Origin of the sequence: Pseudomonas sp. PS02302 (assembly GCF_029959585.1) — a bacterium.
Taxonomy (GTDB): Bacteria; Pseudomonadota; Gammaproteobacteria; order Pseudomonadales; family Pseudomonadaceae; genus Chryseomonas; species Chryseomonas aestiva.
Window position 1 is genome coordinate 1 of record NZ_JASCON010000066.1, and the last position, 24,230, is coordinate 24,230.

The 24,230-nt window shown below is 67.3% G+C and carries 23 protein-coding genes; 15 read left to right on the plus strand and 8 right to left on the minus strand.

All coding sequences use genetic code 11. From position 1 onward, the window contains the following. Positions 1 to 86: 86 nt before the first annotated feature. From QMX82_RS19175 to QMX82_RS19190, 4 genes are all read left to right on the plus strand, one after another. The gene (locus QMX82_RS19175; protein WP_282286558.1) at positions 87 to 515 is read left to right on the plus strand and encodes a DNA polymerase III subunit chi; all 429 of its coding nucleotides are present in this window, start codon (positions 87 to 89) and stop codon (positions 513 to 515) included. A 4-nt stretch (positions 516 to 519) separates the two neighbouring features. Continuing rightward, positions 520 to 882: a hypothetical protein gene (locus tag QMX82_RS19180; protein WP_208694271.1), complete on the plus strand. Its 363-nt coding sequence runs from the start codon at positions 520 to 522 to the stop codon at positions 880 to 882. 87 nt (positions 883 to 969) lie between these two features. Beyond that, entirely contained in the window at positions 970 to 3,801 is a 2,832-nt protein-coding gene (locus QMX82_RS19185) for a valine--tRNA ligase (RefSeq protein WP_282286561.1), read from the plus strand. A 53-nt stretch (positions 3,802 to 3,854) separates the two neighbouring features. Beyond that, the gene (locus tag QMX82_RS19190) at positions 3,855 to 4,151 is read left to right on the plus strand and encodes a winged helix-turn-helix domain-containing protein (RefSeq protein WP_208694269.1); all 297 of its coding nucleotides are present in this window, start codon (positions 3,855 to 3,857) and stop codon (positions 4,149 to 4,151) included. 3 nt (positions 4,152 to 4,154) lie between these two features. Here QMX82_RS19190 and QMX82_RS19195 read toward each other — a convergent pair whose 3' ends face one another. Further along, on the minus strand, positions 4,155 to 4,469 hold the full coding sequence (locus tag QMX82_RS19195; RefSeq protein ID WP_208694925.1) for an NGG1p interacting factor NIF3: 315 nt from the start codon (positions 4,467 to 4,469) through the stop codon (positions 4,155 to 4,157). A 167-nt stretch (positions 4,470 to 4,636) separates the two neighbouring features. Next, positions 4,637 to 8,536 carry a phosphoribosylformylglycinamidine synthase gene (gene purL / locus QMX82_RS19200; protein ID WP_282286563.1) on the minus strand — a complete coding sequence of 1,300 codons (3,900 nt, stop codon included), beginning with the start codon at positions 8,534 to 8,536 and terminating at the stop codon, positions 4,637 to 4,639. A 316-nt stretch (positions 8,537 to 8,852) separates the two neighbouring features. On the opposite strand from purL, the gene mltF reads away from it, so the two are divergent. Continuing rightward, a complete protein-coding gene (gene mltF / locus QMX82_RS19205) occupies positions 8,853 to 10,337 on the plus strand; it encodes a membrane-bound lytic murein transglycosylase MltF (RefSeq protein ID WP_282286564.1) in 1,485 nt (494 codons plus the stop codon). A gap of 172 nt (positions 10,338 to 10,509) precedes the next feature. Here mltF and tcdA read toward each other — a convergent pair whose 3' ends face one another. Then, on the minus strand, positions 10,510 to 11,295 hold the full coding sequence (gene tcdA, locus QMX82_RS19210) for a tRNA cyclic N6-threonylcarbamoyladenosine(37) synthase TcdA (protein WP_158893440.1): 786 nt from the start codon (positions 11,293 to 11,295) through the stop codon (positions 10,510 to 10,512). An 84-nt stretch (positions 11,296 to 11,379) separates the two neighbouring features. On the opposite strand from tcdA, the gene dapE reads away from it, so the two are divergent. The 3 genes from dapE to QMX82_RS19225 are packed head-to-tail and all read left to right on the plus strand — an operon-like array spanning position 11,380 to position 13,720. Continuing rightward, positions 11,380 to 12,522, plus strand: a complete 1,143-nt coding sequence (gene dapE / locus QMX82_RS19215) for a succinyl-diaminopimelate desuccinylase (protein ID WP_282286570.1) — start codon at positions 11,380 to 11,382, stop codon at positions 12,520 to 12,522. Then, positions 12,519 to 13,331: a putative RNA methyltransferase gene (locus QMX82_RS19220; protein ID WP_282286572.1), complete on the plus strand. Its 813-nt coding sequence runs from the start codon at positions 12,519 to 12,521 to the stop codon at positions 13,329 to 13,331. The genes dapE and QMX82_RS19220 overlap by 4 nt, the downstream gene beginning before the upstream one ends. A 5-nt stretch (positions 13,332 to 13,336) precedes the next feature. Continuing rightward, entirely contained in the window at positions 13,337 to 13,720 is a 384-nt protein-coding gene (locus QMX82_RS19225) for a hypothetical protein (protein ID WP_208694264.1), read from the plus strand. Between the two features lie 41 nt (positions 13,721 to 13,761). Here QMX82_RS19225 and QMX82_RS19230 read toward each other — a convergent pair whose 3' ends face one another. Next, positions 13,762 to 13,974 (minus strand): cold-shock protein, encoded by a 213-nt coding sequence (locus tag QMX82_RS19230; RefSeq protein ID WP_133862934.1) that lies wholly within the window; start codon positions 13,972 to 13,974, stop codon positions 13,762 to 13,764. Between the two features lie 370 nt (positions 13,975 to 14,344). Here QMX82_RS19230 and plsB point away from each other — a divergent pair, with 370 nt between their 5' ends. The 4 genes from plsB to QMX82_RS19250 all read left to right on the plus strand — a co-directional run bounded on the left by plsB (position 14,345) and on the right by QMX82_RS19250 (position 19,230). Next, complete coding sequence (gene plsB, locus QMX82_RS19235) at positions 14,345 to 16,855, plus strand: glycerol-3-phosphate 1-O-acyltransferase PlsB (RefSeq protein WP_282286580.1); 2,511 nt, start codon at positions 14,345 to 14,347, stop codon at positions 16,853 to 16,855. A gap of 48 nt (positions 16,856 to 16,903) precedes the next feature. After that, a complete protein-coding gene (locus tag QMX82_RS19240) occupies positions 16,904 to 17,386 on the plus strand; it encodes a YbaY family lipoprotein (protein ID WP_208694262.1) in 483 nt (160 codons plus the stop codon). A 71-nt stretch (positions 17,387 to 17,457) separates the two neighbouring features. Further along, positions 17,458 to 18,183, plus strand: coding sequence for a helix-turn-helix transcriptional regulator (locus QMX82_RS19245; RefSeq protein ID WP_282286584.1), 726 nt, complete (start codon positions 17,458 to 17,460; stop codon positions 18,181 to 18,183). Positions 18,184 to 18,285: 102 nt separating this feature from the next. Next, complete coding sequence (locus QMX82_RS19250) at positions 18,286 to 19,230, plus strand: DMT family transporter (RefSeq protein WP_208694260.1); 945 nt, start codon at positions 18,286 to 18,288, stop codon at positions 19,228 to 19,230. Between the two features lie 29 nt (positions 19,231 to 19,259). Here QMX82_RS19250 and ung read toward each other — a convergent pair whose 3' ends face one another. The 4 genes from ung to QMX82_RS19270 all read right to left on the minus strand — a co-directional run bounded on the left by ung (position 19,260) and on the right by QMX82_RS19270 (position 22,014). Further along, a complete protein-coding gene (ung, locus tag QMX82_RS19255; protein ID WP_282286608.1) occupies positions 19,260 to 19,955 on the minus strand; it encodes a uracil-DNA glycosylase in 696 nt (231 codons plus the stop codon). Between the two features lie 64 nt (positions 19,956 to 20,019). Then, positions 20,020 to 20,304 carry a hypothetical protein gene (locus QMX82_RS19260; RefSeq protein ID WP_282286587.1) on the minus strand — a complete coding sequence of 95 codons (285 nt, stop codon included), beginning with the start codon at positions 20,302 to 20,304 and terminating at the stop codon, positions 20,020 to 20,022. An 84-nt stretch (positions 20,305 to 20,388) separates the two neighbouring features. Then, a complete protein-coding gene (locus tag QMX82_RS19265; RefSeq protein ID WP_282286589.1) occupies positions 20,389 to 20,841 on the minus strand; it encodes an NUDIX hydrolase in 453 nt (150 codons plus the stop codon). Positions 20,842 to 20,892: 51 nt separating this feature from the next. Next, a complete protein-coding gene (locus QMX82_RS19270; RefSeq protein ID WP_282286593.1) occupies positions 20,893 to 22,014 on the minus strand; it encodes a glycerophosphodiester phosphodiesterase in 1,122 nt (373 codons plus the stop codon). Between the two features lie 143 nt (positions 22,015 to 22,157). Here QMX82_RS19270 and QMX82_RS19275 point away from each other — a divergent pair, with 143 nt between their 5' ends. The 3 genes from QMX82_RS19275 to QMX82_RS19285 all read left to right on the plus strand — a co-directional run bounded on the left by QMX82_RS19275 (position 22,158) and on the right by QMX82_RS19285 (position 24,110). Beyond that, a complete protein-coding gene (locus QMX82_RS19275; protein ID WP_208694256.1) occupies positions 22,158 to 22,373 on the plus strand; it encodes a cysteine-rich CWC family protein in 216 nt (71 codons plus the stop codon). Beyond that, positions 22,373 to 23,077 (plus strand): pseudouridine synthase, encoded by a 705-nt coding sequence (locus tag QMX82_RS19280; RefSeq protein ID WP_208694255.1) that lies wholly within the window; start codon positions 22,373 to 22,375, stop codon positions 23,075 to 23,077. The genes QMX82_RS19275 and QMX82_RS19280 overlap by 1 nt, the downstream gene beginning before the upstream one ends. Positions 23,078 to 23,138: 61 nt before the next feature. Beyond that, a complete protein-coding gene (locus tag QMX82_RS19285; protein WP_282286596.1) occupies positions 23,139 to 24,110 on the plus strand; it encodes an aldo/keto reductase in 972 nt (323 codons plus the stop codon). The last annotated feature ends 120 nt before the right edge of the window (positions 24,111 to 24,230 follow it).

Consider the following 24,230-nt stretch of genomic DNA (forward strand, 5'->3'; position numbering starts at 1 on the left):
TTTCACACCCGCCAACCCCCCTATCCCCCCCCCCCCCCCCGGGCGGCGCGCCCTTGCCGTTTCCCTCCCCTTCTTCGTGATCCGCCATGACCCGTGTCGACTTCTATGTTCTGCCTTCCACCGATCACGCGGCGCGGCTGGCCTTCGCCTGTCGCCTGGTGGACAAGGCCTGGAAGCAGGGCATGCCGGTCTATGTGCACTGTGCCGACGCCGAACAGCGCCAGCGCCTGGATGACCAGCTGTGGGCCTTCCGCCCGGACAGCTTCGTTCCCCACGATCTTGCGGAAACATCCAGCGACAGCCCGGTAGTGCTCGGCCTGGCCACGCCCGCCGAGCAGACGGGTGAGCTGCTGATCAACCTCAGCCTGGCGCCGCCGCCCTGCCATGCGGGTTTCGCCCGGATCGCCGAAGTGGTTGTCGAAGCCCCCGAAGTGCGCCAGGCGATGCGCGAAGGTTTTCGCTTCTACCGCAAGCTTGGCTATGCTCTACAGGACCATCAGCTGTCACGTGTCTGATTTCATGACCAGCACCAAGCCTCCCGCGCACGTCCTGCAAGACCTCGAAGCCATCCGCCAGGTACTCGACAAGAGCCGCAACGCGGTCCATCCGAGCAGTGCCGATGGCATCCCCATCCTCTCCGATGTCATCGCCCCCAGCGCCGAGCGCCTCAAGGCCATTCCGCCGCTGCTCGACCAGATCGTGCCGGACGTGATCGAAGAGGCGACGCCCAGCGCGCCGCACGAAGACCTGGCCCAGGTGCGCCTGCGCCAGGAAGCACCGGCCATTCTTCAGGAGCTGCTCGACGAGCAGTTGCCGCGCCTGGAAGCCGAATTGCAGCGCCGTCTCCAGCGGCGCCTGGAAGAACTGCTGCAGCGTCCCTGAGCGCGGGGCGCCAAGGCGCCCTGCCGTCGGCGGGCCGGAGTCGCTATACTCGGAGGCTTTCCTCTTCCAGCGACAAAAGCCCCCTCCATGGACAAGACCTACCAGCCGCACGCCATCGAAACCTCCTGGTACCAGACCTGGGAACGCCAGGGCCATTTCGCGCCCCAGGGGTCGGGCGAGCCGTACACCATCATGATCCCGCCGCCGAACGTGACCGGCAGCCTGCACATGGGTCATGGCTTCAACAACGCCATCATGGACGCCCTGATCCGCTTCCGCCGCATGCAGGGTCGCAACACCCTCTGGCAGCCGGGCACGGACCACGCCGGCATCGCCACCCAGATGCTGGTGGAACGCCGCATCGGCGCCGAGGGCCTGTCGCGCCATGATCTTGGCCGGGAGAAATTCCTGGAGAAGGTCTGGGAATGGAAGAACGAATCCGGGGGCAACATCAGCCGGCAGATCCGCCGCCTGGGCTCCTCGGTGGACTGGTCGCGCGAGCGCTTCACCATGGACGAGGGCCTCTCCGAGGCGGTCAAGGAAGCCTTCGTGCGCCTGCACGAGGACGGCCTGATCTATCGCGGCAAGCGTCTGGTCAACTGGGATACCAAGCTGCACACCGCCATTTCCGACCTGGAAGTGGAAAGCCATGACGAGAAGGGTCACCTCTGGCACCTGCGCTATCCGCTGGCCGATGGCGCCCGCACCGCCGAGGGCATGGACCATCTGGTGGTCGCCACCACCCGCCCCGAAACCCTGCTGGGCGACGCCGCCGTGGCCGTGCACCCGGAAGATCCGCGCTACAAGGACCTGATCGGCCAGTACGTCGAGCTGCCCCTGGTGGGCCGGCGCATCCCCATCGTCGGCGACGACTATTGCGACCCCGAATTCGGCACCGGCTGCGTCAAGATCACTCCGGCCCACGACTTCAACGACTATGAAGTCGGCAAGCGACACAACCTGCCGCTGATCAACATCTTCGACGCCGACGCGGCCGTCCTCCCCGGCGCCCAGGTGTTCAACCTCGACGGCAGCGTCAACGGCATGTTCGACGCCACCCTCCCCGCCGCCTACGCCGGGCTGGACCGCTTCGAGGCGCGCAAGCGCATCGTCGCCGACTTGGAGGCCGCCGGCCGCCTGGAAAAGATCGACGATCACGCCCTCAAGGTGCCCAAGGGCGACCGCTCCGGCACCGTGATCGAGCCCTGGCTGACCGACCAGTGGTACGTTTCCACCAAGCCCCTGGCCGAGAAGGCCATCGCCGTGGTCGAGAGCGGCGAGGTGCAATTCGTGCCCAAGCAGTACGAGAACATGTACTTCAGCTGGATGCGCGACATCCAGGACTGGTGCATCAGCCGCCAGCTCTGGTGGGGCCACCGCATTCCCGCCTGGTACGACCAGGCCGGCAACGTCTACGTCGGTCGCGACGAGGCCGAGGTACGCGCCAAGCACAACCTGGGTGACATCGCCCTGCGCCAGGACGATGACGTCCTGGACACCTGGTTCAGCTCCGGCCTGTGGACCTTCTCCACCCTCGGCTGGCCCGAGCAGACCGAGGCACTGAAGACCTTCCACCCCACCGATGTGCTGGTCACCGGCTTCGACATCATCTTCTTCTGGGTCGCCCGGATGATCATGCTGTCCACCCACCTGACCGGGCAGATCCCGTTCAAGACCGTCTACGTCCATGGCCTGGTGCGCGATGGCCAGGGCCAGAAGATGTCCAAGTCCAAGGGCAACGTGCTCGACCCGCTGGACATCGTCGACGGCATCGACCTGGACACCCTGCTGGAGAAGCGTACCAGCGGCCTGATGCAACCCAAACTGGCGGAGAAGATCGCCAAGCAGACCCGCGCCGAATTCCCGGACGGCATCGCCAGCTACGGCACCGACGCCCTGAGATTCACCTTCTGCTCCCTGGCCACCACCGGCCGCGACGTCAAGTTCGACATGGGTCGCGTCGAGGGCTACCGCAACTTCTGCAACAAGCTGTGGAACGCAGCGAACTTCGTCATGGAGAACGTCGAGGGCCAGGACACCGGCGTCAACGACGAACCGGTCGAGCTGTCCTCGGTGGATCGTTGGATCATCTCCCAGCTGCAACGCACCGAGGCCGAGGTGACCCGTCAGCTCGACGCCTTCCGTTTCGACCTGGCCACCCAGGCACTCTACGAATTCGTCTGGGACGAGTACTGCGCCTGGTACCTGGAACTGGTCAAGCCGGTGCTGTGGGACGAGAACGCCTCCATCGAGCGCCAGCGCGGCACCCGTCGTACCCTGGCGCGGGTACTGGAAGTGGTGCTGCGTCTGGCGCATCCCTTCATGCCCTTCATCACCGAGGAAATCTGGCAGCGCCTCAAGGCGCCGGCCGGTGTCCAGGGCGAGACCCTGATGCTGCAACCCTGGCCGGTGGCCAACGAGGCGCGCATCGATGCCGCCGCCGAAGGCGACATCGAGTGGGTCAAGGCGCTGATGCTGGGCGTACGGCAGATCCGTGGCGAGATGAAGATCTCCATGGCCAAGCGCATCGACATCATCGTCGCCAACGCCAGTGCCGAGGACCAGCGCCGCCTGGCCGACTTCGAGCCGCTGCTGAACAAGCTGGCCAAGCTGGAATCGGTCCGCTTATTGGCCGCCGGCGAGGAAGCGCCGATGTCCGCCACCACCCTGGTGGGCGAGATGGAAATGCTGGTGCCCATGGCCGGCCTGATCGACAAGGACGCGGAGCTTACGCGCCTGGACAAGGAGATCGGCCGCCTGGAAGGCGAGGTCAAGCGTGTCGGCGGCAAGCTGGCCAATGAAGGCTTCATTGCCAAGGCCCCGGCCGAGGTGCTGGAGAAGGAGCGCGCCAAACTGGCCGAGGCCGAACAGGCCCTGGCCAAGCTGGTGGACCAGCGGCAGCGCATCGCCACCCTCTAATGCCCCTGAAGCCCACCCCCGCGGTGGGCTTTTTATTACCCAGGACGACTCTCATGGACGTGAGCAAGACCAAGACCAGCTTCTATCGCCGCCTCTATGTGGCCTGGCTGGTGGCCAGCGGCACCGCCACCAGCGTGCCGGCCCTGATGACCGCCACCGGCATGCCAAGGCGCACGGCCCAGGACACCCTGCTGGCGCTGGCCGATCTGGATATCGACTGCCAGTTCGTGCAGGGCGAAGGCGCCCGCAACAATGCCGGCGGCTACGAGATCCGCGACTGGGGCGCGGTGGATCCGCGCTGGGTCGAGCGGGAGTTGCCGCGGATCAAGACGGTTCTGGGTTATCCCTGAACCCTAGAAATCCAGCACCTGCACCACGTCATAGGCGGGCGTCTCATAGGGGTGAGCCCTCTTAAGCGCCGCTACAGCCTGGCGGGCGATCGACTCGTCGGCCAGCACCAGTTCCACCCGCCATTCGGCGACCTGTTCGAGATTGCCCTGCTCGCCCAGGTGCGGCTGGCTGCCCGGCAACGGGCGGAACTGGCCGACGCCCTGGACCTGCCAACAACAGCTGTCGTACAGACCGATGCGACCGCCGCCCACGGCGAAGATCGCCTGCTTGACGGCTTCCAGGTGGGAGTCGGGGACGTAGAAGCAGAGTTTGAGCATGGTGACGCTCTCCGGCTGGGTGGCCTTCACCCCAGCACTCTCCCTGAGGGAGAGGGGGTAAGAGCGCAGCGGCGGATGCCGGGTGGCTCGCCGTCGGTTTGGAAGAGAGCCTATGAGCCAGGTTCACCCGACCGCAGGTCGAGCACGCCTGGCCAGACGCCGAACCCTCAGTCCACCCAGACCCGCGCATTGCGGAACAGGCGCATCCAGCCGCCGTCCTCGCCCTGCCAGTCGGCGGGAATCCAGGAGTTCTGCACGGCCCGGAAGCAGCGCTCGGGGTGCGGCATCATCAGCAGCACACGACCGTCCTGGCTGGACAGACCGGTGATGCCCAGCGGCGAGCCGTTGGGGTTGGCCGGATAGGTCTCGGTGACCTTGCTGTGGCCATCGACATAGCGCAGCGCCACGGTGCCGGAGACGTCAGCGGCGACCAGCGCCTGCTGGTCCGGATACTCGGCGAAGCCTTCGCCGTGGGCGATGGCGATGGGCAGCCGCGACCCGGCCATGCCGGCGAGGAACAGCGAGGGCGAATCCTGCACCTGGACCATGGACACCCGCGCCTCGAACTGCTCGGAGCGGTTGCGCACGAAGCGCGGCCAGAATTCGCTGCCAGGCACCAGCTCGCGCAGGTTGGCGACCATCTGGCAGCCATTGCACACGCCCAGGGTAAAGGTGTCGGTGCGCTCGAAGAACTGCTGGAAGCCGTCACGGGCACGGGCATTGAACAGGATGGACTTGGCCCAGCCACCGCCAGCGCCGAGGACATCGCCATAGGAGAAGCCGCCACAGGCGACCACGCCCTTGAAATCCGCCAGGTCGATGCGACCGGAGAGGATGTCGCTCATGTGCACGTCGATGGCGGCGAAACCGGCGCGATCGAAGGCCGCGCCCATCTCCACCTGGCCGTTGACGCCCTGCTCGCGCAGGATGGCGACCTGCGGCCGCACGCCCTTCTTGATGTAGGGGGCGCAGATGTCTTCGTTGGGGTCGTAGGCCAGCTTGGCCGACAGACCCGGATGATCCTCTTCCAGCAGGGCATCGAATTCCTGCTGGGCGCACTCGGCGTTGTCGCGCAGGCGCTGGATCTGGAAGCTGGTCTCGCTCCAGACGCGCTGCAGCATGCGCCGCTCGGCCCGGTAGAGGTGCTCGTCGTGGTAGTGGATGTTGATCTCGTAGCCGTTGACCGGGTTGCCGATCACCGCCACGCAGTCTTCCAGACCGGCCGCGCTGAACTGGGCCAGCACCTCGTGGGTGAAGTCCTGGGGCACCTGGATGACGGCGCCCAGCTCCTCGGCGAACAGCGCGCGGGTCAGTTCGTCACGGTCGGCGGCCAGCGCGTCCAGGCGCAGGGCCAGGCCGCAGTGACCGGCGAAGGCCATTTCCACCACCGTGGTGATGAGGCCACCGTCGGAACGGTCGTGGTAGGCCAGCAGCAGGCCGTCCTGGTTGAGCCCCTGGATCACCGCGAAGAAGGCCTTGAGGTCTTCGGCTTCGTCGACGTCGGGGGCCTGCTGGCCGAGCTTGCCATGGGTCTGGGCGAGGATGGAGCCGCCCAGGCGATTCTGGCCGCGACCCAGATCGATGAGGATCAGGTCGGTCTGGCCCTTGTCCAGGCGCAGCTGGGGGGTCAGGGTGCGACGGATGTCCTGCACCGGGGCGAAGCCGGTGATCACCAGCGACAGCGGCGCGGTGACGCTCTTGTCTTCGCCACCGTCCTGCCAGCGGGTCTTCATGGACATGGAGTCCTTGCCGACCGGGATGGTGATGCCCAGCTGCGGGCACAGCTCCATGCCCACCGCCTTGACGGTTTCATAGAGACGCGCGTCTTCGCCGGGGTGGCCAGCAGCGGCCATCCAGTTGGCGGACAGCTTGATGTCGCCGAGCTTCTCGATGCGCGCGGCGGCCAGGTTGGTGATGGTCTCGCCGATGGCCATGCGGCCGGAAGCAGGCGCGTCGAGCAGCGCCAGCGGGGTGCGCTCGCCCATGGCCATGGCTTCGCCGGTGTGGACGTCGAAGCTGGTGGCGGTCACGGCGCAGTCGGCCACCGGCACCTGCCAGGGGCCGACCATCTGGTCGCGGGCGACCAGGCCGGTGATGGTGCGGTCGCCGATGGTGATCAGGAAGCTCTTGCTGGCCACCGCCGGGTGGCGCAGGACGCGCTCCACCGACTCGGTCAGGTCCAGGCCGGCGCCGTCGAAGGCGTCGCCCAGCTCGGCTTCCCGGGTGGCGCTGCGGTGCATGCGCGGCGGCTTGCCGAGCAGCACGTCCAGCGGCATGTCCACGGCGTTGTTGCCGAAGTGGCTGTCGGCCACGGTCAGCTGGCGCTCCTCGGTGGCTTCGCCGACCACGGCGAAGGGGCAGCGCTCGCGTTCGCAGATGGCCTTGAAGGTCTCGAAGTTCTCGGCGTCCACGGAGAGCACGTAGCGCTCCTGGGACTCGTTGCACCAGATCTCCAGCGGACTCATGCCCGGCTCGTCGTTGGGCACGTTGCGCAATTCGAAACGACCGCCGCGACCGGCATCGTTGACCAGCTCGGGGAAGGCGTTGGACAGGCCGCCCGCACCCACGTCGTGGATGAAGGTGATGGGATTGTTTTCACCCAGCTGCCAGCAGCGGTCGATGACCTCCTGGCAGCGGCGCTCCATTTCCGGGTTCTCGCGCTGCACCGAGGCGAAATCCAGGTCGGCAGAGCTGGCGCCGGTGGACATGGACGAGGCCGCGCCGCCGCCCAGGCCGATCAGCATGGCCGGACCACCGAGCACGATGAGCTTGCCGCCCACCGAGATGTCGCCCTTCTGCACGTGGTCGGCGCGGATGTTGCCCAGGCCGCCGGCGAGCATGATCGGCTTGTGATAGCCGCGCACCTCGGGACCGCGGGGGGTCTCGACCTGCTGCTCGAAGGTGCGGAAGTAGCCGGCCAGGGCCGGACGACCGAATTCGTTGTTGAAGGCGGCCCCACCCAGCGGGCCCTCGATCATGATGTCCAGCGGGGTGACGATGCGCTCGGGCTTGCCGTAGGGCTGCTCCCAGGGCTGCGCGAAACCGGGGATGTTCAGGTTGGAGACGGTGAAGCCGGTCAGACCCGCCTTGGGCTTGGAGCCGCGGCCGGTGGCGCCTTCGTCGCGGATCTCGCCACCGGAACCGGTGGAGGCGCCGGGGAAGGGGGCGATGGCGGTCGGGTGGTTGTGGGTCTCCACCTTCATCAGGATGTGCACGGGCTGGCTGTGCGCCCCGTATTCGCGGGACGCGGCGTCGGGGTAGAAGCGCCCGGCGGTGAAGCCTTCCATGACCGCGGCGTTGTCCTTGTAGGCGGACAGCACGCCGGCGCGATTCATCTCGTAGGTGTTCTTGATCATGCCGAACAGCGACTTCTCCTGGCTCTCGCCGTCGAGGTCCCAGCTGGCATTGAAGATCTTGTGCCGGCAGTGCTCGGAGTTGGCCTGGGCGAACATCATGAGTTCGATGTCATGGGGGTTGCGCCCCAGGGCGGTGAAGCTCTTGACCAGGTAGTCGATCTCGTCATCGGCCAGGGCCAGGCCCAGCTCGAGATTGGCCTGCTCCAGGGCAGCGTGACCGCCGCCGAGCACGTCCACCGCGGTGAGCGGCCTGGGCGTGGCATGGCTGAAGATGTCGGCGGCGGCGTCCAGGGTCGGCAGCACGCGCTGGGTCATGCGGTCATGCAGGGCCGCGGCCAGCTGCCCGTGGGCAGCGGCGTCCAGTTCGCCGGCGACGTAGTAGGCCACGCCGCGCTCCAGGCGCTCGATCTGCGCCAGGCCACAGTTGTGGGCGATGTCGGTGGCCTTGCTCGACCAGGGCGAGATGGTGCCCAGGCGGGGCACGATGAGGAACAGCGCGCCGCTGGGTTCCTGCTGGGGGACGCTGGGGCCGTATTGCAGCAGTCGGCCGAGGATGCCCTCTTCCTCCGCGCTCAGGGTGCCGGCGACTTCGGCGAAATGAACGAACTCGGCATAGAGCCCGGAGACACCGGGAACCAGGCGAGTCAGCTGGTCGAGAAGTTTGCCGTGACGGAACGAAGAAAGAGCGGGAGCGCCGCGCAGGATCAGCATCGGGGACAGCCTCGGGGCCAAGTCACTTTGGGGCCGTGCATTCTAGCCTAAAGGCGCGCCGGGGACACCTTCCGGCGACGGGGGTTCATGCAGCCTTACCACCACCCCTGTATGTATAAAATGGGCGCTTGGCCACTTCTCGCGTATACTGCCCGCCGTTACGGCCTGCCGCGCCCCATGGACGCGGCTTCCCATTGGGCTCAGGATAGAGCCTTTGGCCGGACCGGTGGCGCGGAGCGTCCCGACCATAACGAGTGCCCGGAGGGGCCGACCGATGAGGCGCGTCAGCAAGGCGCCAGTGCCGTTTTGATGCCGTATGGCCGAGCTAGCCCATTTGAATAGAGCCTTCAAGCGATTCGCCTGGCTTACCCTGCCCTTCCTCGCCTTGCTCATGAGCTGCGGGGAGGCCGACGTGCCTGCGCCGCCCAAGCCGGCCGCGCTGGAGCAGGTGCAGCAGGCGGGTGTGCTGCGCGTGGTGACGCGCAACAGTCCGGCGACCTACTTCCAGGACCGCAACGGCGAGACCGGTTTCGAATACGAACTGGTCAAGGGCTTCGCCGAATCCCTCAAGGTGCGCCTGGAAATCAGCACCGCCGACAACCTCGACGACCTCTTCAATCGCCTGACCGCGCCGGACGGCCCGGTGATCGCCGCGGCCGGCCTCACGCCCTCGGTCAATCGCCAGAATCTGAAATTTTCCCGCAGCTATCTGGACGTGGTGCCCCAGGTCATCTACCGCAACGGTACCGTCCGGCCCAGCACGCCCAAGGACCTGGTCGGCAAGCGCATCCTGGTGCTCAAGGGCAGCAGCCAGGCGCAGCAGCTCAGGGCGTTGCAGGCTCAGGTAGCGGGACTCACCTTCGACGAATCCGATCAGGTGGAGGTCAGCGACCTGTTGCGCATGGTCGACGAAGGCCAGATCGACCTGACCCTGGTGGATTCCAACGAACTGGCCATGAACCAGGTGTACTTCCCCAACGTGCGCGTGGCCTTCGACCTGGGCGACAACCAGGGCCAGGCCTGGGCCCTGCAACCCGGGGAAGACAACAGCCTGCTCGACGCGGTCAACGCCTACCTGGACAAGGTCCGCCGCGACGGCACCCTGCAGCAGCTCAAGGAGCGCTACTACGGTCACGTCGATGTGCTCGGCTATGTAGGCGCCTACACCTTCGCCCAGCACCTGCAGGAACGCCTGCCCAAGTACGAGAAGCACTTCCGCAAGGTGGCGCAGAAGCATCAGCTGGACTGGCGCCTGCTCGCCGCCATGGGCTACCAGGAGTCACTGTGGACCCCGGACGCCACCTCCAAGACCGGGGTGCGCGGCCTGATGATGCTGACCAACAACACCGCCCAGGCCATGGGCGTTGCCAACCGCCTGGATCCGGAGCAGAGCATCACCGGCGGCGCCAAGTACTTCGACCAGATCCGCGACGAGCTGCCCGACAGCATCAACGAACCGGATCGCACCTGGTTCGCCCTGGCCACCTACAACATCGGCATCGCCCATATCCTCGACGCGCGCCGGCTGGCCGAATCCCAGGGCCTGGATCCGGATCGCTGGCTGGACGTGAAGAAGATGCTGCCGCGCCTGGCGCAGAAGCAGTGGTACAGCAAGACCCGCTACGGCTATGCCCGCGGCGGCGAGACGGTGGAATTCGTGCAGAACGTGCGCCGTTATTACGACATCCTCACCTGGACCACCCAGCCGCAGATGGAAGGTCAGCAACTGGCCAAGACCGGCCTGCACGTCCCCGCCATCGCCGACGACCGCCCCGCCCGGGAAACGCCCCAGGATATGTGAGGGCCGCCGCGCTCGAACCCTCGTAGCGTGGAAAACCGCGCCAGCGTTTTCCACCGGCAACCTCCGGCACCATCCCGCGTGGACAAGGCTGCGCCGTTGTCCACCCTACATAGCTGAACGTAGGTTGGGCTCGACCGGGGATTGCTGGGCTTCGCCCAACCGACGAAAAGCCCTACCCCCTGGGCTTCTGGATCAGCTTGTCCACGGCCCGGGCCGCGGCGACCATGCCGAAGGTGGCGGTGACCATCATCACTGCGCCGAAGCCGCCGGCGCAGTCCAGGCGGACGCCTTCGCCGACGAAACTCTTCTGCTGGCAGACGCTGCCGTCCGGCTTGGGATAACGCAGCTGCTCGGTGGAAAAGACGCAGGGCACGCTGTAGTGGCGGCTGGGATTGCGCGAGAAGCCGTAGTCGCGACGCAGTAGCGAGCGCACCCGCGAGGCCAGGGGATCGTTGTAGGTGCGATTGAGGTCGACCACCTGGATCTGGGTGGGATCGATCTGACCACCGGCGCCGCCGGTAGTGACGATGGCGATCTTGCGTCTCTTGCACCAGGCGATCAGCGCCGCCTTGGAGGCCACGCTGTCGATGCAGTCCAGCACCAGGTCGAGTTCTTCGGTGATGTAGTCGGCCATGGTCTCGCGGGTGACGAAATCCGCCACCGCCTTGACCGCGCAGGCCGGGTTGATGGCCTGGATGCGCTCGGCCATCACCGTGACCTTGGGCCGCCCCACCTGCCCTTCCAGCGCATGCACCTGGCGATTGGTGTTGCTGACGCAGACGTCGTCCAGATCGAACAGACTGATGCGACCGACGCCGCTGCGGGCCAGGGCCTCGGCGGCCCAGGAACCCACCCCGCCGATGCCGACCACGGCGACGTGGCTGGCGGCCAGGCGCTCGACGGCCTCCTGCCCATAGAGCCGGGCGATCCCGCCGAAGCGTTGTTCATCGAACGTCATGAAGGCTTTCCACAAAAGCCACAGTATAGGTTTTCCTTTACCATACCGCTCCCCCTGAACCCTAGCCGCCTCCCGGGACCCGCCATGACCACCGCCCTCACCCCCACCCTGGAACTCGCCTGCGACCTGATCGGCCGGGCTTCGGTCACGCCGCTGGACGAAGGCTGCCAGGCCCTGATGATGCAGCGCCTGGAGCGCCTGGGCTTCGCCCTCGAACCCCTGCGCATCGAAGAGGTGGACAACTTCTGGGCGCGGCGTGGCGGCGAGGGTCCGGTACTGTGCTTCGCCGGTCACACCGACGTGGTGCCCACCGGCCCGCTGGAGGCCTGGCAGCAGGCCCCCTTCAATGCCCATGTGGATGCCGACGGCATGCTGCGCGGTCGCGGCGCTGCCGACATGAAGGGCAGCCTGGCGAGCATGATCATCGCCGTGGAGCGCTTCGTCGCCGACCATCCCGAACACCGTGGCGCCATCGCCTTCCTCATCACCAGCGACGAGGAAGGCCCGGCCCTGCACGGCACCCGCGCCGTGGTGGAGCGCCTGCGCGCGCGTGGCGAGCGCCTGGACTGGTGCATCGTCGGCGAACCTTCCAGCACCCGCCTGCTGGGGGACGTGGTCAAGAACGGGCGCCGTGGCTCGCTCAACGGCCGCCTGACCGTGCGCGGCAAGCAGGGCCACGTGGCCTATCCGCATCTGGCACGCAACCCCATCCACCTGGCGGCCCAGGCCCTGGCGGATCTGGCCGGCGAGCAGTGGGATGCGGGCAACGCCTTCTTCCCGCCCACCAGCTTCCAGATTTCCAACCTCAATTCCGGCACCGGCGCCGGCAATGTGGTGCCGGGCGAGCTGCAGGCGCTGTTCAACTTCCGCTTTTCCACCGAATCCACGGTGGAAGGCCTGCAGGCCCGGGTCGAGGCCATCCTCGACCGCCATGGCCTGGACTGGCACATCGACTGGTCGCTGTCGGGCCTGCCCTTCCTCACCGAGCCGGGCGAGTTGCTCGATGCCGTCGCCGCCAGCGTGGAAGCGGTCACCGGCTATCGCCCCGAAGCCTCCACCAGCGGCGGCACCTCGGATGGTCGCTTCATCGCCACCCTGGGCGCCCAGGTGGTGGAAGTGGGTCCGGTCAACGCCACCATCCACCAGGTGGACGAGCACGTCCTGGCCAGCGACCTGGATCTGCTGACCGAGGTGTACTACGGCACCCTGGTACGGTTGCTGGCATGAAGCTGATCTGTCCGCTCTGCCAGGCCCCGCTGGCCGAACTCGAGGGTGGCGTCGGTTGCGCCGCCGGCCATCGCTTCGACCGCGCCCGCCAGGGCTACCTGAATCTCCTGCCGGTACAGCACAAGAAGAGCCTGGACCCGGGCGACAACGCCGCCATGGTCGAGGCGCGCCGACGCTTTCTCGATGCCGGGCACTATGCGCCCCTGGCCGAGCGCCTGGCGCATCTGGCCGCCGAGCGCGCGCCCCAGCGCTGGATCGACGTGGGCTGTGGCGAAGGCTTCTATACCGCGCGCCTGGCCCAGGCCCTGCCCGCGGCCGACGGCTATGCCCTGGACATCTCCCGCGAGGCGGTACGCCGCGCCTGCCGGCGTACCCCGGCCCTGACCTGGCTGGTGGCGAGCATGGCGCGCCTGCCCCTGCCGGACGCCAGTTGCCAGCTGCTGGCCAGCGTCTTCAGTCCCATCGACTGGGCCGAAGCCCGGCGCGTGCTGGCACCCGGCGGCGGCATCCTGCGCCTGGGCCCGGCCAGCGCCCACCTGCTGGAGCTGCGCCAGCGGCTCTATGACGAGGTGCGCGACTATGCCGAAGACAAGCACCTGCAGGATCTGCCGCCGGGCCTGGAACTGGCCCACAGCGAGGGGCTCGAATTCGTGCTGCCGCTGGCCGAGCGCCAGACCCGCGAAGACCTGCTGGCCATGACGCCCCACGGCTGGCGCGTCAACGCCGAGCGCCGCGAGCAGGTCCTGGCCGAGCCCTTCGAGGTGCGGGTGGCAGTACGTTACGATTGGATCATCAAATCCGGAGCCTAAGCCCCATGCGCCAGCCCGATATCGAAATCTACCTCAAGGACGTCGATCAGGACGCCGTCTCGGCCTGGCTCGAACAGGTGTTCGCCATGCCCTGCGTCTGGCAGGCGCGCGGACAGACCCTCAAATGCACCCTGCGCTATGGCGGCGAGTCCATTCCGGTGACCTGGCTGCCGAAGGCCGTGGGCAAATGGCACAGTCTGCTGCTGGAAAGCGATGTGTCGCCCTGGGTGGATGACCTGGCCTGCGCCCGCGATGCCTATGCAGCCCTCCAGGTACAGGTGCGCTGCGCCCCGAGTGGCTGGAGCGAGGAGGAAGAGGAAGAAGCCGCCGATCGCTGGCTGAAGGTGACGGACGCGGGCGTCGAAGAGATCGTCTGGCGCACCGAGTGAACTGAAGGCGCGAGGAACCTTGCGCTCCTCGCGCCACGGATCTAGACCTGGGCGACGTCTTCGGCCTGCAGGCCCTTCTGGCCCTCGATCACCGAAAATTCCACCTGCTGGCCTTCGTTCAGGGAGCGATGACCTTCGCCGCGGATGGCGCGGTAGTGAACGAACACGTCGGCACCGCCCTCGCGTTGAATGAATCCATATCCCTTGGCGTCATTGAACCACTTGACGGTCCCGGTTTCACGTTGCTCACCCATCACATCTCTCCGAAGCTTTCTGGATTTCCTATCCCCGCTCGCCACGACCTGGTCGATCGGGTTGCCTTGTTGTATCGGTACAGATCGAGCCTCGAACCGGTTGCCGGGCTGGTGCCCCAGTCCGACCGGCGGCAAGAAGCTGCCGACGTCTTATAAAGCATGGCTTTCCTGGCAAAAGCAATGTTCTTTACGCAAAGTGCCAGCATGGCTGGAAGCCGCGCCAGCGCCGGGTTTTGGACGATTTGAGCGGCATTTTTTCGACGCTGGGGACAAGGCGTCGACTGCCGGGTCGAAGAGAGAACAACACGGGTAGTTTTACGCCCGCCAGGCCATCCGGCACACTGCCGCCTCGTCAATCCGGTAGCCCTCCATGACCCGTTCGCCGCTGCGCCTCCTGGCCTTCTCGCTGCTCAAGCGCCTGCTCTATCTCTGGGTTCGCTCCGAGACCACCCAGGCCGCCAGCCTGCTCAGCCGCATCGATCCCGCCAAGCCGGTGCTCTATGTCCTGCCGGAGGCCTCGCTGAGTGATCTGGCGGTGCTCGATCGGGAATGCCGCAAGGCCGGCCTGCCGCGACCGCTACGCCCGCTGGTGCTGGGGAGCAAGACCGAACCACTGGCCTACTTCAACGCCACCGGCAGGGCGAACTGGCGCGGGCGCCCCGCCCGGCGCTCGGTACCCCCTACCCTGCGCCGGGTGGTGGCCGCGGCGACCGAGCAGCAGCTGGAAGACGTCCAGCTGGTACCGGTCAGCGTCTTCTGGGGCCAGTCGCCGGATCGTGAGACCAGTCCCTGGAAACTGCTCTGGGCGGACAACTGGGTGGTGACCGGCCGGCTGCGCAAGCTGGCGCGCATCCTGGTGCTGGGCCGGCTGACCCGGGTGCAATTCTCCAAGCCGCTGTCGCTGGGCGAACTGGCCAGCCAGCGTCCCGATCCGCTACGCCTGGAGCGCCTGGTGATGCGGCGGCTGCGCATCCACTTCCGCAACGTACGCCAGGCGGTGATCGGCCCGGACCTGTCGCACCGCCGTACCCTGCTGCGCGGCCTGCTGCGGGCACCCCAGGTGCGGGCGACCATCGCCCACGAGATTGCCCAGCGCAAGGCCACCCCCGGGCGCATCGAAGACGAGGCGGCGCACTATGCGCGCGAGATCGCCTCGGACTTCTCCTATCCGGTGGTGCGCTGCCTGGACGTCGGTCTGCGCTGGTTCTGGAACAGCATCTATGACGGCGTCACGGTCAGCCACATCGAGCGCATCCAGGAGATGGCGCCCGGTCATACCGTGGTCTACGTCCCCTGCCATCGCAGCCACATCGACTACCTGCTGCTCTCCTATCTGCTGTTCCAGAATGGCCTGACCCCGCCGCACATCGCCGCCGGCATCAACCTGGACATGCCGGTGGTGGGCAACATCCTCAGACGCGGCGGCGCCTTCTTCATGAGACGCAGCTTCAAGGGCAACGCCCTCTATGCGGCGGTGTTCAACGAATACCTGCACAGCCTGTTCAGCCGCGGCTTTTCCACCGAGTACTTCGTCGAGGGCGGTCGCTCGCGCACCGGACGGACCCTGCAGCCGCGCACCGGCATGCTGGCCATGACCCTGCGCAGTTTCCTCCGCGATTCGCGGCGCCCTATCGTCTTCGTGCCGGTGTACATCGGCTACGAAAAGGTCTTCGAGGGTCGCACCTACCTGGGCGAGTTGCGCGGCGCGGCCAAGAAGAAGGAATCCATCTTCGACCTGGTCAAGGTCTTTGGCGCCCTGCGCCAGCGCTTCGGTCGGGTCTGGGTCAACTTCGGCGAGCCCATCCCGCTGCAAGGCTTCCTCGACGCCCGCCGCCCGGGCTGGCGCGACGAACCCCTCGACGAAGACCTGAAGCCCGCCTGGTTCAATTCGGTCACCCACGAACTGGGCGAGCGGGTGGTCCGCCGCATCAATGCCGCGGCGGCCGTCACCCCGGTCAACCTGGTGGCCCTGGCGCTGCTCTCGACCAACCGCCAGGCGCTCGACGAAGGCGCCCTGATACGCGCCATCGACCTCTATCTGGATCTGCTGAAGCGGGTGCCCTACTCCACCAGCGTCACCCTGCCCGAGGGCGACGGCCAGGCGATCATCGAAGAGGTACGCGACCTGGGTTTCCTCTCCGAGCAGCAGGACGCCCTGGGGCGCATCCTCTACCTGGACGAGCAGAACGCGGTGCTGATGACCTACTACCGCAACAACGTCCTGCACCTCTTCGCCATCCCGGCGCTGATCGCCAGTTTCTTCCAGAACACCGGGCGCATGACCCGCGAGCTGATCCATAGATTCGCCCTGGCGCTCTATCCCTATCTGCAAGCCGAGCTGTTCATCCACTGGGAACGCGAGGAACTGCCCCTGGTGCTGGACGGCTGGCTGGAGGCCATGGTGGAGCGCGGCCTGCTGCGCATCGAAGACGACGTCTTCGTGCGTGCGGCGCCCAGCTCGCGGCAATTCGTCCGTCTCACCCTGCTGGCGCGGGCCATCCTGCAGACCCTGCAGCGCTACTACATGACCACCGCGCTGATCCTCAACCATGGCCAGAACAGCCTGACCGCGCCGCAACTGGAAGAACTCTGCACGGTGATGGCCCAGCGGCTGTCGGTGCTGCATGGCCTCAATGCGCCGGAATTCTTCGACAAGTCGCTGTTTCGCCACTTCATCCAGACGCTGCTGGCCGAGGGGGTGCTGCGCAAGGCCGACGACGGCACCCTGGGCCATCACGAATTGCTCGGCGAACTGGCCGAAGGCGCCGGCAAGCGGGTGCTGCCGGCGGAGATCCGCCTGTCGATTCGCCAGGTGGCGCTGGACCGCCCCGATGCGCCCGACCTGCCGGATCCCGAATCCCCTGCGGTCGCCGGCAACTAAGCCGGCGTCCATGGGTCACAGCAGTCGATTTCAGTCCAGGATCTACCCATGAAAAGAATCGCCACCCTGCTCGCCACCTCGCTGCTGCTCAGCGCCTGTAGCGGGCTGCGCCCCGGTCCCGCGACGCCACCGCCGTCCTCTGGCCAGCCGCTGCCGCCCACCGAGCAGCCGCAGACCACCACCCCTGGCGTGCCGGCCCAGCCGAGCATGACCAGCCTCAGCGGCCAGGCCACCTTTACCGCCAATGAGCCGGTGCCGCCCACCGCCAAGCTCACCGTCAGCCTCTACAGCGCCAGTGCCGGCGACACCCCTGCCGGTCGTCTGGCCCAGCGCACCCTGTTCGTCAAGCAGCCCGGCCAGGTGCCCTTCCGCCTCGACTACGCCCCGGCCAAGGTCAAGAGCGGCGAGCGCTATCTGCTCAGCGGCCGCATCCTGCTCGGCGGTCGCCCGCTGTATCTGACCCAGGAGCCGGTGGCCGTGGACCTGAGCAATGGTGGCGAAGTGGAGTTGCCGCTGCAGCCGGTGCGTTGAAGTCCGTAAGGCCCGGGGCGGCATGCTAGGATCAAAGCTCTCGACCCCCCGCTTCGCCACCGAGGTGCGCCTTGACTCCCCGTCTCGCCATCAAGCGCTATCAGGGCGAACACCAGCCCCATGCCCATGCCTTCGCGCAGCTGGTGCTGCCCATCCAGGGCGGCATGGAGCTGGAGCTCGCCGGGCGCAGCGGGACGCGGTTGCATACCGGTCTCGCGGCCCTGGTGGCGCCCGACTGCGGTCATGCCCAGCAATCCGAGCCAGGCAGCCGCTTTCTGGTGATCGACTGCGCGGCCGACTGGTTGCCTGCTCCGCTCCTGGATCGCGCGCTACGGCAGCCGGGTCTGGCGATTCCGCCCGCGACCCGCCAGCTGCTCGCCTTCGCCGAGCTGACCTCGCCTGACACCCTCGACCAACACGCGCCCGAACTCACCCGTCTGCTGCTCGCGTCGCTTACCGCCGCGACCGCCAGCGCGGCCTTCGATCGCCTGCTGGCCCAGGTGGAGGCCCAGCCCGCGGGGGACTGGAACAACGCGGCCATGGCCCGCCTGGCGGGCCTGGGGCTGACCCGGCTGCACCTGCTGTTCCACCAGCGTTTCGCCCAGACGCCCCAGGCCTGGCTCACCGACCTGCGGCTGCGCCAGGCGCAGCGCTGGCTCGCCGACAGCCGCCTGCCGATCGCCGACATCGCCCAGCGCGTCGGCTTTTCCGATCAGGCCGCCCTGACCCGCGCCATGACCCGCCGCCAGGGCATCAGCCCGGCCGCCTGGCGGCGCGGTCAGCGACTGCCGGGGTAGGCAGTCAAGGTAAGCAGTCCAGGTAAAAAACCCCGCAGTCTCGCGCAAGACCGGTCCAGGTCGCCGTCACCACACTGGTGTCGAATCGGTGGAGACGGCGCGATGCAGGAACGAGAACTGTCGGCAGTGGGTATCGGCTACGGGCTGGCGGCAGGCCTGTGCTGGGGCGTGATCTTTCTGGCCCCGGCGCTGGTCCCTGACCTGAGCGGCGCCCAGTTCGCCGTGCTGCGCTTTCTCTGCTACGGACTGGTGTCCCTCGGGCTACTGCTGCCCTGCTGGCGCCGACTGCGCAGGCAGCTGACCCGGGCCGACGGCACGCGCCTGTTCTGGCTCAGCCTGATCGGCAACCTGGGCTACTACACCCTGGTCGGCGTGGGCGTGAAGCAGGCCGGTATCGCGGCGACCACCCTGATCGTCGGCCTGATCCCGCTGCTGGTGGCCCTGGCCGGGCAGCGCGACGCGGGCGCCGTGGGATTCGGTCGCCTCTGGCCATCGCTCTGCTGCGCGCTGCTCGGCGTGGTCCTGATCAGCTACGAGACGCTGACCAGCACCGCGGTTGGCGAGCGGCCCGCCCTGGGCCTGCTGTGCGCCTGTGGCGCCCTGCTGGCCTGGAGCTGGTTCGCGGTGGTCAACACGCGCTTTCTGGCCAGGGCGCCGATCGGCGCCCACGATTGGGGCCTGCTGCTGGGCGGCATGACCGGTGCCCAGGCACTGCTGGTCGCGCCCTGGTTGCTGGGAGAAGAGCTGGCGTTGCGGGCACCGGCGAACTGGCTGCAGCCGCTGCTGGTGGCTGCCGGGGTGGCGCTGCTTGCCTCGGTCATCGGCGGCGCCTGCTGGAACCAGGCCAGCCGCCGGCTACCCCTGACCCTGAGTGGTCAGGCCATCGTCATCGAGACCCTGGCCTCGCTGACCTATGGCTTTCTCTGGAACGGGCGCTGGCCGACTCGCCTGGAATCCCTGGCGATCCTCCTGCTCATGCTCGGGACGAGCTGGTGCCTGCAGTGCCACCGGCGCCCGTCTCGAACAATGGCGGCGGGGGCGACCTGACCGCGAGGGTCGTGGCCGGCTGAGCCCTTCTACGTCAGCGGTGGCAGCGCCCAGTCGATAGGGGTGAGGCCGGCGTTGCGCAGGAATTCGTTGGTGCGGCCGAAATGGCCGTTGCCGATGAAGCCACGGTGGGCCGACAGCGGCGAGGGATGCGCCGACTTGAGGATCAGGTGCTTCTGGGGATCGATGAGCGTCTGCTTGCTCTGGGCATGGCTGCCCCAGAGCAGGAACACCAGGTTCTCCCGCTCGGCGCTGACCACCTCGATGATGCGATCGGTGAATCTCTGCCAACCGGCCTTGGCGTGGGAACCGGCGTTGGCCTGTTCCACGGTCAGCGAGGTGTTGAGCAGCAGCACGCCCTGCTCGGCCCAGTGCTGCAGATAGCCGTGGCTGGGAATGGGCAGATTCAGGTCGCGCTTGAGCTCCTTGAAGATATTCTGCAGCGACGGCGGCGCCGGCACCCCAGGCTGCACCGAGAAGCTCAGCCCATGGGCCTGACCCGGACCGTGATAGGGATCCTGGCCGAGGATGACCACCCTGACCTGATCCAAAGGGGTGGTATTGAGGGCATTGAAGATCAGCGGACCGGGCGGATGGATGACCTTGCCCGCGGCCTTCTCGCGCCTGAGGAATTCGCTCAGCTGACGCATGTAGGGCTGCTCGAACTCGTCGCGCAGCGCGGCTTTCCATTGGGGGTCGAGCTTGATGCGATCGTCGTCCACGATTCGAGGCTTCCTGGTCAAGACAAGGGCAGCACCCTAGAAAAGCCGGCTGCCCCTGTCAAACCCGCTACCAGCGCGGACCGTAGCGCGAGCCCCAGCCAGGCGGACCATAACCCAGGCGCGGACCCCAGCCGGGACCCGGCCCCCAGTGGGGCGGTGGCGGCGGTGCCGGCCGATAGTAATAGCCGTAGCCATAGGGCCGCACGATGACCGCGGGCGGCGGATAGGCCGGCGTACCGTAGAAGACCGCCGCAGGGGGGGCCGGACGGCTGTAATAGCGCGGGGACGTGTCGTAGACGGTGCAGCCGGTGAAGGTCAGGGCACAGAGCGACGCCAAGAGGAAATGGCGCATGGGGAGATCTCCAGAACGGCCCGGATGGGCCTGGAGAAAGCTTAAGCTGCGCCCGCCGCTCGCGCTCGATTATCGCGCGTTCATTCAGCCGGGATTAAGAGACGCCGGTCGGCTCTCTTTCCGCTCGCCCAGGTAGTCCCGCAGCCGCGCCTGCAGATGGGGCACCCCTTGGGGATGGGCAAGGAAGTCGGCGATGCTCATCAGCTGCCAACGCTGGCCTTCGTCGCCAAAGCGGATGGCGGCGAGCTCGGCGGGATGCAACTGCCCGGCGAACAGCCAGCTGGGCAGATAGCCGGGCTGGCGCGGCGGATAGCAACGTCCCCAGGTCAGCCGCGCCTCGTCCAGCACCAGGCCGAATTCCTCTTCCAGTTCGCGCAGGGCGCAGCGCTCGGGCGTCTCGCCGTCTTCGCGACCACCGCCGGGCAGGTCCCAGAGGGCCGGCCAGGGGATGTCGGGCTTGTCGTCGCGCTGATAGACCAGGATCTGCTCAGCACAGAGCAGCGCCAGCTTGGCGCCGTTGAAGGCATGGCGGGACATGACAGGATTTCCAGTGGTGACGGGGAGACCACCAGGCCTCCCCGCCTTGACTCAATAACCCAGCTGCTTGAGCAGGGCACCGGGTGCCTGCTTGGCCGGACGCTCATAGAATTTCAGCAGTTCGGCGCTGCGGTTGCTGAAGAAGCCATCCACGCCACGCGGCGCCAGGCGGGCATAGTCCACCGCCGAGTCCACCGTGTAGGCATGCACCAGCAGACCACGCTCGTGGGCGACGTCGTTCATCCAGGGCTTCACCAGGTCCGCATAGCTCTGGTCGCCGCCCTCCTCCAGGGCCGCCGAGGGGCCTATGCCGATGGCGCCATGGGCCTTGGCCCACTCGATCCAGGCGGTGAAATCGCCCTCGGAACGCACCTGCTGCTTGGCGTAGTAGGCCGCCTTGCTGGCCTCGCCCGACTCGGCGTAGCTCGGCCCCGGCTTGGCCGGGATGTAGTCGTCGCCCAGCCACAGCAGCAGGATCTTCGGCGTCTTCGGCATCTCCTTCTGCAACAGCTCCAGGCTGCTCTTCTCGAAGGTCTGCAGGATCACCCGCCCGGGCATGGCGGCGACGCCGGTGGCACCCGGCTTGGGCTTACCGAGCCAGCCGCGCTGGGTCAGCTTGGCCTTGAGGTCGCGCTCGATACCGGGGAACAGCTTGGGTTGCTTGGTCTCGATGTAGAGACCCGGCTTGTTGCGACCGCCTTCGGCGATGTCGATGACCTCGTCGAGGGTGAGGATCCTGAGTCCGGCGAATGCCGGCCGGGCGCGGTCGGGATGGGCCTGGTTGAACCAGCTGCCGGCGTCCAGCGACTTGAGTTCGGCCAGGGTGAACTGGCTGACCGGGGCCTTGGCGCGGTCGGGGAAGCGCTTGGCGACGTCGGTGGTACGTTCCAGGGTGTCGTCGTGCAGGGCGATGAGCTGGCCGTCCTTGGTGCGCTGCAGGTCGAGCTCCAGGTAGTCGGCGCCCAGCTCCCGCGCCACCAGATAGGCCGGCGCGGTGGATTCGGGGGCGTCGAAGGAGGCGCCGCGATGGGCGATCACTGCCGGCCAGGGAATGCCGGCCTGCCGGGCCAGGGTCTGGCCGATATCGGCTTCGGTGGCCAGGGCCAGCTGGCTGACCAGCAGGGTGCCGGGAATGAGGGTACGGATCAGGGTGCGCAGAGCAGTTATTGTCATGGGTTCCTCGGGTGGTCCGACGATCGGAGCTAGGATGCAGCTTGCACCCCGGATGCGACAGTACGCAGACCCCCAGCGTAGCGGACGTTACCCAGGTCGCAATTCCCGGTACTCTGCCGCCCGCTTCGCCCGACGAGATCACCATGGCTGCATCGCCCACCCCCTTCGATCCCACCCGCTGCCCGCTGTGCGGCAAGGCCAACAGCTGCGTCCTGGCCGCCGGTGGCGAGATCCACGACTGCTGGTGCCTGCAGACGCCGGTCGATCCTCAGGCCCTGGCGCGCCTGCCCGATGCGGAACGGAATCAGCGCTGCCTATGCCCGGCCTGCGCGGCGGGCGTCCCCGGCGAGTCTCGCTGATGCGTCTGGACCGCTGGCTGGGCAACCGACCCGAACTGGGCCGCCAGCTGGCACGACGCCTGCTCGCCGAGGGTCGGGTAAGGGTCAATGGCACCACCACCCTGCGGGCCGAGCAGGAGGTATTCGCCTTCGACCGCATCGAGGCCGACGAGCGCCTGCTGCAGGACGGTCCCGGCGGTCGCTACCTGATGCTGCACAAGCCGCGCGGCTGCGTGAGCGCCACCGTCGATGCCCGCCATGCCACGGTGCTGGATTGCCTGCCGGTAGAGCAGCGCGCCGATCTGCACCTGGCCGGGCGGCTGGACTTCAACACCACCGGCCTGCTGCTGCTCACCAACGATGGCCAGTGGTCGCGCGGCCTCAGTCATCCGCGTCACAAGCAGACCAAGCGCTACCGGGTCACCACCGCCGAGGTCATCCCGCCGCAGCTGGTGGCCGCCTTCGCCGAGGGACTGTATTTCGCCTATGAAGACCTGGTCACCCAGCCCGCACGACTGGAGCCGTTGGATGATCACAGCGCCTTCCTGACCCTGGTCGAAGGCCGCTATCACCAGGTCAAGCGCATGTTCGGCCGTTTCGGCATCGAGGTCATCGCCCTGCATCGCGACCGCATCGGCGAGCTGGCACTGGATCCCGCCCTGGCCGAGGGTGCCTATCGCCCGCTCACCCGCGCCGAGGTGGCCCTGCTACGTCCGGCGGACTAGGGGAACAGGAGTCTGGGGACACCGGTCGGGATGCACACACGCATCACCCTGGAGACTTCCCATGCGTATCGACATCCCCTCTCTCGGCTTTGGCGGCGCCCCGCTGGGCAACATGTTCCGCGAGGTAGGCGACGCCGACGCCCGGGCGACCCTCGAAGCCGCCTGGGACGCCGGCATCCGCCTCTATGACACCTCGCCGCACTATGGCGCCGGGCTATCGGAGCAACGTTTTGCCGAGGTGCTCGCCGACAAGCCGCGCGAGGAATTCGTCCTCTGCAGCAAGGTCGGCCGCCTGCTGGAACCGGCCGATCAGCCGGAAAACGCGCCGCCGTTCGTCAACGAACTGCCCTTCAAGCGGGTGCTCGACTATTCCGCCGACGGCGCCCGCCGCTCCATCGAGGCCAGCCTGGAACGCCTCGGGACCGACCGCCTCGATCTGGTCTGGATCCACGATCTGTCCGAGGACCAGCACGGCCCGGCCTGGCGTGACTACTTCGCCCAGGCCATGCAGGGTGCGGCCAAGGCCCTCACCGAGATGCGCGAGGAAGGGCTGATCCTGGGCTGGGGCCTGGGCGTCAACCTGGTGGAACCCTGCCGCCTGGCGCTGGAGCAGAGCGATCCCGATGCCTTCCTGCTGGCCGGTCGCTATTCCCTGCTGGACCACCGCGAAGCCCTGGACACGCTCTTTCCCGAATGCGAACGCCGCGGCGTGGGCATCGTGGTGGGCGGGCCCTACAATTCCGGCCTGCTCGCCGGTGGCAAGCACTACGACTACGCCGAAGCCGAGCCGGCACTGCGCCGCAAGGTCGGGTTGATCGAGGGCGTCTGCCAGGATCACGGAGTGGACATCCGCGCCGCGGCCCTGCAGTTCTGCCTGGCCCATCCTACGGTGGCCGCCACCATTCCAGGCAGCAGCACGCCGGAGCGGGCCCGGCAGAATGCCGACCTGCTGCGGGCGCCCATCCCTGCCGCCTTCTGGCGCAACCTGCGCGAGATCGGCGTGCTGCCGGAAGACGCCCCAACGCCCGCGTGAGCCGTATAGCCTGTTTAAAGTCTGCTGCGCGTCGAGCAAACGGCGTTGAAAATGCCTCCGGAATGCTCATTTACCGACTGTAAATTACGCTTCCCCAGGCATTTTCGCCTTGTTTGTACC